Raw genomic sequence first — 9,596 nt, 5'->3', positions numbered from 1 at the left:
CAGAACCCGTAACGCCGAGGAACGCTCCAAAGACTCCAAGTACGACGCCGGCCGGCCCGCCTTACGCGGGCCGGCCGTTTGTCTGTGCTCGGCCGGTTGCCTACGGTCAGGCGCCTGTCTGGTGACGGGGATCAGGGGACAGGGGCCAGGCAGTTGCGTGGGCTCAGCCCCGGCCCTTCAGGATCAGGTTCCAATAGATGCCCGGGAAAAGGTCGCGCTCAAGGATCCAGGTGGAATGCCGCTCCTTCGCCACTTTGGGGATCGTGGGCATGGGCTTGTACTCGTCGTCGAACTCGGCGAACACGACCGTTGACCGGGACACGGTGAAGGGGCAAGCCGAGTAGCCGTTGTACTTGGTCTTGGGCTCCTCGCCTTTGATGACTGCTTTAAGGTTCTTCGCCAGCACGGTGGTCTGTTTCCGGAGGGCGGCGCCGGCCTTGGAGTTTTTGGTGCCGGCGGCGTCGCCGAGGGACCAGACGTTCGGGTACCTGGGGTGACGCAGCGTCTCCGGGTCCACTTCCACGAAGCCGCCGTCGTCACCGGATGCCGGCAATGCAGTGGACTTGAGCCAGTCGGGCGCCGACTGCGGCGGTACGGCGTGCAGGACGTCGTAAGTGAGGCTCTCGCTCGAGCCACTGGCGGCGTCGTGGATTTGCACGGCGCGGGCATTCGCGTCGACGGCGGTTACCTCGCTGTTGCACCGCAGCTCAATGCCGTACTCGGCGATTTTGCGGTTCAGTTCCTCGTCCACCCCGGGCACGCCGTAGACCGTGGGGGTCGGCACCACCATCACCACGCGGATGTTGGACAGCACTCCCTGCTGGCGCCAGTAGTCGCAGGCCAGGTACATGGGTTTCTGCGAGGCGCCGCCGCATTTGACCGGTCCCGAGGGCATGGTGAACACGGCCGTTCCGCTCCTCAGCCCGCTCAGCAGGGCCCAGGTCTTGGGAGCCAGCTCATACACATAATTCGAGGAGGCGTGGGGCGATTCCATGGCCTCGGCCAGGCCAGGCACCTTGTGCCAGTCAAGCTGCAGGCCAGGGCACACCACCACGTGGCCGTAGCTGAGCCGGATCCCGGAGGCCAGTTCCACGGTGTTCGTTTCCGGTTTAATGTCCACGGCGCTGTCCGGAATCCATGTCACGCCCTTCGGCATGACGGATTTCTGCGGGCGCACGGCTTCGGCGGCCTCGGCGGTGCCGCCGCCGATGTGCGAGAACAGCGGCTGAAAGAGGTGCCTGCCGCTGGGTTCCACCACCGCAACGTCACGGACACCGTAGCGCCGCAGCCGCGCGGCCAGCGATATCCCGGCGTTCCCGCCGCCGACCACCAGCACGTTGTACCGCCGTCGTCCGTTGCTCGCCTGGCCCGAAGCGCCGGCGGCACCCGTACGGTTCCCGAGCGACGGCGGAACGGGCGGTGTGCTGGAACGCGGAGGACCTGATTCAGGTTCCATGGGAACTAGCCCTTCTTTTCCGTCAGGGCGCCCGCCTTGTGCGCGGCTCTTGCCCCCGTCTTTGCGGACTCCACAACGTACTGGGGTTCGTCGTCGCGGGCCCTGTGGGTGTGTCCGTCGAGCTCGAAGTCGCTCGTTTTCTTTTCCACGATCTTGCCGTGGGTCTTTCCCTGCGGAGTGTTCCACTCCACTTCGGTGCCCTTGGTCAGTGCCACGCGTGCTCCTCGGGTCGGGATGGGGTTCGAGATCTGGTGGATCAGGGTCCGGCGGGGCTGGATCTGACAGATAGGGACCGCCGTCGACCATCAGGAGAGACACTACAGCCGGTGGCAGTGACCGGCCAGAGCCGGTGCCGATCTGGTGCGCCTGAGAGCTCGCTCTCCTAGGCCGCCCAAATCGCTGGACTATGCCCCGGCGCACCACCAGACTGTCTATTACAGCTGGTCATGCCGCGTTTGCGGGGTAGTGCCCAACTTCATTCGCCTTTGCACTGAGAGGACACCGCCATGGAGAACCTGGCAGCCATCCTGCCGCTGATCATCATTGTTGTCTCGGTGCTGCTGGGTATTCTGGTTATCTGGCTGGCCGTCAAACTCATGTGGAAAGTGGCCGAGCCAAACGAGGCCCTCATAATTTCCGGGCTGACGCGCGGCACCCTGGAAAGCACCGACGGGATGGACTTCAAGATCGTCACCGGCAAGGGCGCACTGGTGGTTCCGGGCCTGCAGACCGTCCGCACGCTGTCGCTCACGCTGAACGAGACGGAGCTGAAGGTCTCCTGCGTGACGTCCCAGGGTATCCAGGTGATCGTTGAAGGCGTCGTCATTTACAAAATCGGGGACGCCCCGGCGTTTATTGCCAACGCCGCCCGAAGGTTTCTTGGCCAGCAGCCGAAGATGGAAAGCCAGGTGTACAACGTCTTCGAGGGCCACCTGCGTTCCATTATCGGCAGCATGACTGTGGAGGAAATTATCCGCGAGCGCGACAAGTTGGCCTCCCAGGTCCGCGGCGCTAGCGGGGTGGAAATGGAAAAGCTGGGACTCGTGGTTGATTCCCTGCAGATCAAGGACCTGCAGGACCCCACCGGCTACATCCAGAACATCGCCAAGCCGCACATCGCCCAGGTCAAGATGGAGGCCCGCATTGCGGAGGCCACCCGCAACCGCGAGGCCGCGGAGCGGGAAGCCGAGGCCGCCGCACAGGTCGCCGATGCGCAGAGCCTGTCCGCCATCAAACAGTCGGCGGCGCAGGCCAACGCCGAACGGGCACGGGCCAATGCCGCGCAGGCCGGCCCGCTGGCAGACGCCACCGCCCGCCAGCAGGTGGTGGTCCAGGAAACCGAGGTGGCCAAGCTCGAGGCGGACCGCGAGGAACAGAAGCTGCAGACCACCATCCGCAAGCCCGCCGACGCGAAGGCCTACGCACAGCGCACCGAGGCGGAGGCGCAGAAGGCGGCGGACATCAGCGCAGCCGAAGCCCGTGCCAAGCGGACGGAGCTCGAGGCCCAGGCCAATGCCCGCCGCGTGGAAGTGGAGGCACAGGCCAGCGCGAGCGCGGCCGCGGCCATTGCCGGAGCCACCCGGGTGACGGGCGAGGCCGAGGCGGCTGCCACCAAGGCGCGCGGCGATGCCGCGGCGTCCGCCATCAAGGCGAAGGCCCTGGCTGAGGCGGAGGGCATCAAGGCCCGCGGCGAGGCGTTGGAGAGCAACCAGGATGCCGTCATCGCCCAGCAGCTGGCGGAGAACATGCCCTCCATTGTGGCGGCGGCGGCCGAGCCGTTTGGACATGTGGACCAGCTCACCGTCCTGAACGGCGCGGACGGCCTCAACAGCATGGTGGGCGGGATCATCACCCAGGCGGGCTCTTTCCTGCCGCGGCTCTCAGGTGCCCTGAAGAACGGGCAGAACCATGCCAAGCAGCCGCCGAAGCAGCCAGGCGCCTAGCGCCGGCGCCCAAGGAAGCCCAGGGAAGGGGGCGGCACAGTGCACAGGAACGTTGACCGGACCCTGACCGGGAAGATCGGCCGGGTGAGCGGACAGATTGGCCCCGGAACCGTCGGCGAGGTGATGCTCGCCTACCGCGGCGGCACCAGCGCCTTCCACGCCTACCCGTTCGACAAGGTCAGCGTCTTCACCGTTGGTGACGAGGTGCTGGTCATCTACTTCGAACCGCCGCAGACCGTCTTCGTGGATGAACTGCCGGACGTTCTCCGCCACGAGGGAACGTAGCCCCGCCTGTTAACCCAACCTTCCCTTCCTTGTCACGCCGGCTCCCCCGCACGGTTAGACGGCAGGAACACCGTTGAGGTGTGAGGATCGCTATCGTTGCCGAATCATTCCTGCCGCTGATGAACGGAGTCACGCACTCCATCCTGCGGGTGCTTGAGCATCTGCAGGAGCGGGGCGATGAGGTGCTCGTGATTGCGCCGTCGACGTCGGACGCTGATGTTCTGGACGTTGTGAACGGCGCGTTTGTGCACCGGCTGCCCTCTGTTCCGCTGGCCGGTTACACGAACGTGCGGGTGGCGCTGGGAGGTGTGTACCGGGTCAAGAGAATCCTTGCCGACTACGCACCGGACGTGGTCCATCTGGCGTCGCCGTTCGTGCTCGGCTGGCGGGCGGCGCAGGCCGCGCACCAGCTGGGAATTCCCACCGTGGCCATCTACCAGACCGAGGTTCCCAGCTACGCCGCCCGGTACGGGGTGCCGTTCCTGGAGAACTGGGCCTGGAACCGGGTGGAAAACATTCATCTCCTGGCGTCCCGGACGCTGGTGCCGTCCACTTTCGCGCTGAACCAGTTGCGCGGCCGCGGAATTCTGCGCGTGGGCATGTGGCGGCGCGGTGTGGATACCGCGCGGTTTGCGCCGGGAAAGCGCGACGACGGGTGGCGGGCGTCCGTGGCGCCTGGCGGTGAGCGGATCATCGGCTACGTTGGCCGGCTGGCGGTGGAGAAACAGGTGGAAGACCTCGCCGTGCTGGCGGATGTTCCGGGCACCCGCCTGGTGATCGTGGGCGACGGTCCGCAGCGGGCGGCGCTGGAGGAGGCCCTTCCCGCTGCGGTGTTCACCGGTTTCCTCGGCGGCGAGGAGCTGGCCCGGGCCATGGCGTCGTTCGATCTGTTCGTTCACCCTGGCGAGTTCGAGACCTTCTGCCAGACCATCCAGGAGGCCATGGCATCCGGCGTGCCGGTGGTGGCCACCGGCCGCGGGGGCCCGCTGGATCTGGTCGAGAATTCCCGTACCGGCTGGCTCTATGAGCCCGGCGATCTGGCTGGCCTGCGCCGGCATGTGATGGACCTGACGGGCGACGACGCCAAGCGCCGTGCATTCGCGGCGGCAGCTTACGCCTCGGTCCAGGGCCGGACGTGGCCGGCCCTGTGCGCGGAGCTGGTGCGGCACTACAAGGAGGCGATTGCCGGGGCGTCCACCCTTGATCGAGCCTGTCGAGATCACGTCGAAACCAAGACCGTCCGCACCCAAGGAGCCACACAGTGAAAATTTCCGTGATCGGCTGCGGCTACCTCGGTGCCGTCCATGCTGCCACCCTTGCCTCGATGGGCCACACCGTGGTGGGGATCGACGTCGACCCCGCACGGGCCGAGCAGCTCGCCGGCGGCCGGGCCCCTTTCTTCGAGCCGGGGCTGGATGAGCTCCTGCACGACGGCCGCGCCACCGGCCGCCTCAGCTTCTCCACGGACTTTGCCGACGCCGCCGGCGCGCAGCTGCACTTCCTCTGCGTGGGCACGCCGCAGGCCAAGACGTCCGACGGCGCCGACCTCAGCTACCTGGTCTCCGCCACCAAAAGTCTCCTTCCGCACCTGAGCCGGGGAGCCGCCGTCGTCGGCAAATCAACTGTGCCCGTGGGCACCGTCGACCGGCTGGGGCGCATGCTCGCAGCGCGGCCGGACGTGCTGCTGGGCTGGAATCCGGAGTTCCTGCGGCAGGGCACCGCGGTAAAGGACACGCTGGTGCCGGACCGGCTGGTGTACGGGGTGCCCGGCGGCAAGGAGGGCGCGTTCGGGCGCCGCAGTGACGGCACGCAGGGAGCCGCCCGCGGTGTGGCCGCCGTGCTGGACGCGGTGTACGAGCCGTTGCTGCGTGCCGGCATCCCGCGGCTCGTATGCAATTTCGCGACGGCGGAACTGATCAAGTCGGCGTCGAACGCCTACCTCGCCACGAAGGTCAGCTTCATCAACGCGATGTCGGAACTGTGTGACGCCGCCGGGGCCGACGTCACCGAACTGAGCGAGGCGATGGGCATGGATCCGCGCATCGGCAACCGCTACCTGCACGCCGGGCTGGGGTTCGGCGGGGGCTGCCTGCCCAAGGACATCCGCAGTTTCCGAGCCCAGGCGCAGGCGCTGGAGGTCCGGTCCGTGGACGACTGGATGGGCGTGGTGGACTCCATCAACCTCGGGCAGCGTACCCGGACGGCGGAGGTTGCCCGGGAACTCTGCGGCGGCATGATCGCCGGCCGGACGGTCACCGTGCTGGGCGCGGCGTTCAAGCCGGACACGGACGACATCCGGGACTCCCCTGCCCTCGACGTCGCGCTCCGGCTCGCCTCTGCCGGAGCGCACGTCACGGTGACGGACCCGAAGGCCATCAACAACTCATGGATGCGCTACCCGCTGCTGCGGTTCGAGGCCTCGGCCACGAGGGCGCTCGAGGGTGCCGAGCTGGTGCTGCTGCTGACCGAATGGGCCGAATACCGCGAACTGCCGCCGGCCGCCGTCGGGCAGCTGGTTCGACGACGGACAGTGCTGGACGCGCGGAATGTGCTGGACGCTGCGGCCTGGCAGGCCGAAGGCTGGACGGTGCGCGGTCTCGGCACCCGGGCGGCACCGGTGGTTGGGCATGTCTCGGCTGGTTGAGCCCGGCTCCGCCGGACCTCCATCCCGACAGGCTCGATCAGCGGTACGATCTTGCTGAGGGGGTGGACGCCCAATGAGTTTCTCGCGGTCTCACGCAACGGTCGCATGACGGCTTCTTCCCCACGCCCTGGGGGGACGCCAGCCGGCTACGCCGCCCTGTTCGATTCGCTGCCGGACGCGGTCCTCGTGGTCGGCAGCGACGGCCTCATCACGCAGGTAAATGCCGCCGCGGAGCGTCTCTTCGGCGACGGCAGGTTTCAGCTCGTGGACCAGGACCACCGCATGCTCCTCGCCGAAGGCTACCGCAGCGGCTTCGACCGGCTCTTTGCCAGCCTGCACAGCGAGTCCGGAGACATCGCCGCCGCGAAGACCCCCTCAGCGCCACCCTGGAGGCCACCGCTGACGGGATCCTGGTAGTCGGGGTCGACGGAAAGATCGCCGGCATCAACGAGCAGTTCACCAAGATGTGGGGCATCGCCCGTGAGCTCATGGCCGCGGGCGACGACGCGGCAGTGATTGATTTCGTTCTTGGCCTCCTCGCGCAGCCGGAGAGCTTCCTGGCCAAGATCAACGAACTGTACGCGCACCCGACCGCCGAAAGCCACGACACGTTGGAGTTCCTCGACGGCCGCACGTTCGAACGCTACTCGCGGCCCAGCGGGTGGGCAACCTGGTGGTAGGCCGGGTCTGGAGCTTCCGGGATGTCACGCCGCGGCGCCGCGCCCAGGAACAGGCCCGGCAAGCGATGGCGGATCTGGCCGAACAGGCAGAACAGCTGAAAGCCATGGCGTTCCAGGATCCGCTCACCGGGCTGGCCAACCGCAAGCTGTTCCATGACCAACTGTCCGAAGCGCTGCACGGCCGCAGCAGTACCGCCGTCGACGTTCTCCTCCTGGACCTTGACGACTTCAAGGAGGTCAACGACATCCTGGGCCACGCCGCCGGAGACCAGATGCTGGTGGAAGTGGCCCGCCGGCTAAGGGCCTGCGTCCGGCCGGATGACACTGTGGCCCGGCTGGGCGGTGACGAGTTCGTCGTGCTCCTGACCGGATTTACGGATGCCGAGTCCGTCGCGGAGCACATCGTGCAGTCGCTCAATGTCCCGGTGTGGATCGAAGGGTCCATGCTGCGGCCCAGCCTGAGCCTGGGGATCGCGTCGCTATGCGCGGACGCGGTGGCTGCGTCGGAGTTGCTGCGCCGCGCGGATGTGGCGATGTACGCGGCCAAAGCCGCCGGGAAGAACCGGTACATGCGGTTCAAGCCGGAGATGATGACGGCCCTGGTGCAGCGGACGGACATGGAGGCCGGGCTGCGGCTCGCCGTCGATAACGACGAGATCCGGGTGAGCTACCAGCCCGTTGTTTCGCCTCAGGTAGGAGAGGTGATCCAGTTCGAGGCCCTGGCCCGGTGGGAGCGCGACGGCAGGAATGTCCCGCCGTCGCAGTCCATTCCGACGGCGGAGCGCAGCGGACTGATCGCGGTTATCGGCCTGCAGATGATGCGGGAAAGTTTTATCCAGCTGGGCGCCTGGCTTTCCCGCGGCGCTGAGCGTTCATTGGCCGTCAACGTGTCCGGCGTTCAGCTGCGGGACCGCGGTTTCGCCGGCAACGTGCTGGACATGGCCAAATCCCACGGCATGGATCCCCGGCAGCTGGGGCTGGAGGTGACGGAGAGCGTGCTCTTCGACGCCGACGACCACGTGATCAGCCACCACGCGAGTTTGCGAAGCGCCGGCGTGCGGGTTGCACTCGATGATTTTGGCACCGGCTACTCGTCGCTGGGCCGGCTTCAGGACCTGCCGGTAGACGCGGTGAAGATCGACCAGTCCTTTGTCTCCATGGTCCGTACCGGGGCGGAGAAGCTGCCAATCCTCAGCTCCATGATCAACATGGCCCACAGCCTCGGCCTCAGCGTCACCGCGGAGGGCATCGAAACCTCCGAGCAGGCCGCCTACCTGATGGACCTGCAGTGCGACGCGCTGCAGGGCTACCTGTTCTCGGTTCCCGAATCCGAGGCCTGCCTCGATCAGGCCATCAGCCGCTCAGCCGAGGCGCTTCAGGCACTTGAGGGACTTCACCTGCGCCGCTGATTTCAACGCCTCCTCGCCTCTCGCCGCCTAAATCCGCACCCTCCCGCAAGCCCAACCTGAGGGGGACCTTTTGCTGTGCCCTCAAGCTTCGGACGCTTCCACTGGCTCGCCTGCACTGACGAGCTCCAGGCTGCGGTCCCAGAAGTCCCTCGCCAGCCCGGCGTCGTAGGCCTGCTTGTTGGCCTTCGCCAGCGCACGCTTAACGTAGAAGGCGCCGGGCACCCAGTCCCCTCCGGGCGTCGAAGTAGCGAGCCAGACGAGCGTGTCAGCGCCCTGCTCGGCCGAAAGCAGGAATCGGTTGAGGACAGTCTTGTAGGCGTGGCGGAACCAGCTTGTGGACTCCGCTGCGAAGTTGGTGGCCACGACGCCAGGGTGGAAGGCGGCCACCGCAATGCCGTCCTCCCCGTATCGGTTCTGCAGCTCCGCGGTAAACAGGATATTCGCCAGTTTCGCGGTGCCGTAGGCTCGGTTTGTCGAGTAGCTCCGCTCGGAGTTGAGATCCGTCAGATCCAGCCGCCCGAATGCGTTGGCAGCACTTGAGGTGTTGATGATGGTGGCACGGCTGGCGGTGAGAACGTCCAGCAGCTCGGTCGTGAGCAAGAACGGCGCCAGGTGGTTGATCTGGAACGTCTTCTCATGGCCGTCCACTGTCAGCTCGTGGCCGCGCATGATCCCGCCGGCATTGTTTACCAGGACATCGATCCGCGGGTACCTTTCCCGCAGCGCCGCGGCCAGGAGGCGCACCTGCGCCAGCTCGGCGAAGTCACAGACGAAATAGTCAACGCCCAGTTCGGCACCCACCGCTGCGGTCTTCTCCGGGGAACGCCCGACGACGACGATCCGCTCGCCTGCCCGCGCCAGGTTCCGCGCGGCTGCTGCCCCGATGCCGTCGCTCGCGCCGGTGATAACGATGGTGCGCTGCGGCATAAGATCTCCTTTGCTGGGGTTTACCCGCCGATCAATGAGACGGTTCCCCCATACAACGGCGCCCGGCCCGGACATGTTCCCGGCCCGGCAGACTAACGGGACGCGGCGCCCCATGGTCCAGCGGAGCTGCGGAAAAGCGGCAGGACGTGAGGGAGGGTTGGGGGGCTCTGTTGGTTGGGCCTGTCGAAACCAGGACCCTGTCAGGGATCACCTGCTGGGTTAAATGCGGGAGAGCCCCGACCAGGGTGTCTG

10 protein-coding genes are annotated in these 9,596 nt (G+C 66.8%); 7 read left to right on the top strand and 3 right to left on the bottom strand.

The genetic code is table 11. The annotated features are described in order from the left end of the window. Window positions 1-163: 163 nt before the first annotated feature. Window positions 164-1,456, bottom strand: coding sequence for an NAD(P)/FAD-dependent oxidoreductase (locus ACTHQX_RS21360; RefSeq protein WP_440159260.1), 1,293 nt, complete (start codon window positions 1,454-1,456; stop codon window positions 164-166). A 5-nt stretch (window positions 1,457-1,461) separates the two neighbouring features. Further along, window positions 1,462-1,671: a DUF2945 domain-containing protein gene (locus tag ACTHQX_RS21355; protein WP_440159259.1), complete on the bottom strand. Its 210-nt coding sequence runs from the start codon at window positions 1,669-1,671 to the stop codon at window positions 1,462-1,464. 291 nt (window positions 1,672-1,962) lie between these two features. Between ACTHQX_RS21355 and ACTHQX_RS21350 the strand changes: the two genes are divergently transcribed. The 7 genes from ACTHQX_RS21350 to ACTHQX_RS21320 all read left to right on the top strand — a co-directional run bounded on the left by ACTHQX_RS21350 (window position 1,963) and on the right by ACTHQX_RS21320 (window position 8,417). Further along, the gene (locus tag ACTHQX_RS21350; RefSeq protein WP_440159258.1) at window positions 1,963-3,399 is read left to right on the top strand and encodes a flotillin family protein; all 1,437 of its coding nucleotides are present in this window, start codon (window positions 1,963-1,965) and stop codon (window positions 3,397-3,399) included. Between the two features lie 39 nt (window positions 3,400-3,438). Continuing rightward, window positions 3,439-3,684 carry a hypothetical protein gene (locus tag ACTHQX_RS21345; protein WP_440159257.1) on the top strand — a complete coding sequence of 82 codons (246 nt, stop codon included), beginning with the start codon at window positions 3,439-3,441 and terminating at the stop codon, window positions 3,682-3,684. A gap of 80 nt (window positions 3,685-3,764) precedes the next feature. Further along, window positions 3,765-4,949 (top strand): glycosyltransferase family 4 protein, encoded by a 1,185-nt coding sequence (locus tag ACTHQX_RS21340; RefSeq protein WP_440159256.1) that lies wholly within the window; start codon window positions 3,765-3,767, stop codon window positions 4,947-4,949. After that, window positions 4,946-6,328 carry a UDP-glucose dehydrogenase family protein gene (locus ACTHQX_RS21335; protein WP_440159255.1) on the top strand — a complete coding sequence of 461 codons (1,383 nt, stop codon included), beginning with the start codon at window positions 4,946-4,948 and terminating at the stop codon, window positions 6,326-6,328. Before ACTHQX_RS21340 ends, ACTHQX_RS21335 begins: the two co-directional genes overlap by 4 nt. Before the next feature lie 105 nt (window positions 6,329-6,433). Further along, on the top strand, window positions 6,434-6,745 hold the full coding sequence (locus ACTHQX_RS21330) for a PAS domain-containing protein (protein ID WP_440159254.1): 312 nt from the start codon (window positions 6,434-6,436) through the stop codon (window positions 6,743-6,745). A 47-nt stretch (window positions 6,746-6,792) separates the two neighbouring features. Further along, window positions 6,793-7,008 (top strand): hypothetical protein, encoded by a 216-nt coding sequence (locus ACTHQX_RS21325; protein WP_440159253.1) that lies wholly within the window; start codon window positions 6,793-6,795, stop codon window positions 7,006-7,008. Further along, window positions 7,002-8,417, top strand: a complete 1,416-nt coding sequence (locus ACTHQX_RS21320; RefSeq protein WP_440159252.1) for a putative bifunctional diguanylate cyclase/phosphodiesterase — start codon at window positions 7,002-7,004, stop codon at window positions 8,415-8,417. Before ACTHQX_RS21325 ends, ACTHQX_RS21320 begins: the two co-directional genes overlap by 7 nt. Window positions 8,418-8,498: 81 nt before the next feature. On the opposite strand, the gene ACTHQX_RS21315 is transcribed toward ACTHQX_RS21320, so the two are convergent. Beyond that, window positions 8,499-9,344 carry an SDR family NAD(P)-dependent oxidoreductase gene (locus tag ACTHQX_RS21315; RefSeq protein WP_440159251.1) on the bottom strand — a complete coding sequence of 282 codons (846 nt, stop codon included), beginning with the start codon at window positions 9,342-9,344 and terminating at the stop codon, window positions 8,499-8,501. Between the last annotated feature and the right edge of the window lie 252 nt (window positions 9,345-9,596).

It is taken from the genome of Arthrobacter sp. SAFR-023 (assembly GCF_051965295.1).
In the GTDB taxonomy this organism is placed as follows: domain Bacteria; phylum Actinomycetota; class Actinomycetes; order Actinomycetales; family Micrococcaceae; genus Arthrobacter.
Note: the sequence above shows the minus strand (reverse complement) of the source record. Positions and strands in the feature narration are given on the sequence as shown.

Coding starts and splice junctions, on each gene's coding strand:
- ACTHQX_RS21360 (WP_440159260.1), bottom strand. CDS start 1,456: ATGGAACCTGAATCAGGTCCTCCGCGTTCCAGCACACCGCCCGTTCCG.
- ACTHQX_RS21350 (WP_440159258.1), top strand. CDS start 1,963: ATGGAGAACCTGGCAGCCATCCTGCCGCTGATCATCATTGTTGTCTCG.
- ACTHQX_RS21330 (WP_440159254.1), top strand. CDS start 6,434: ATGACGGCTTCTTCCCCACGCCCTGGGGGGACGCCAGCCGGCTACGCC.
- ACTHQX_RS21325 (WP_440159253.1), top strand. CDS start 6,793: ATGTGGGGCATCGCCCGTGAGCTCATGGCCGCGGGCGACGACGCGGCA.
- ACTHQX_RS21315 (WP_440159251.1), bottom strand. CDS start 9,344: ATGCCGCAGCGCACCATCGTTATCACCGGCGCGAGCGACGGCATCGGG.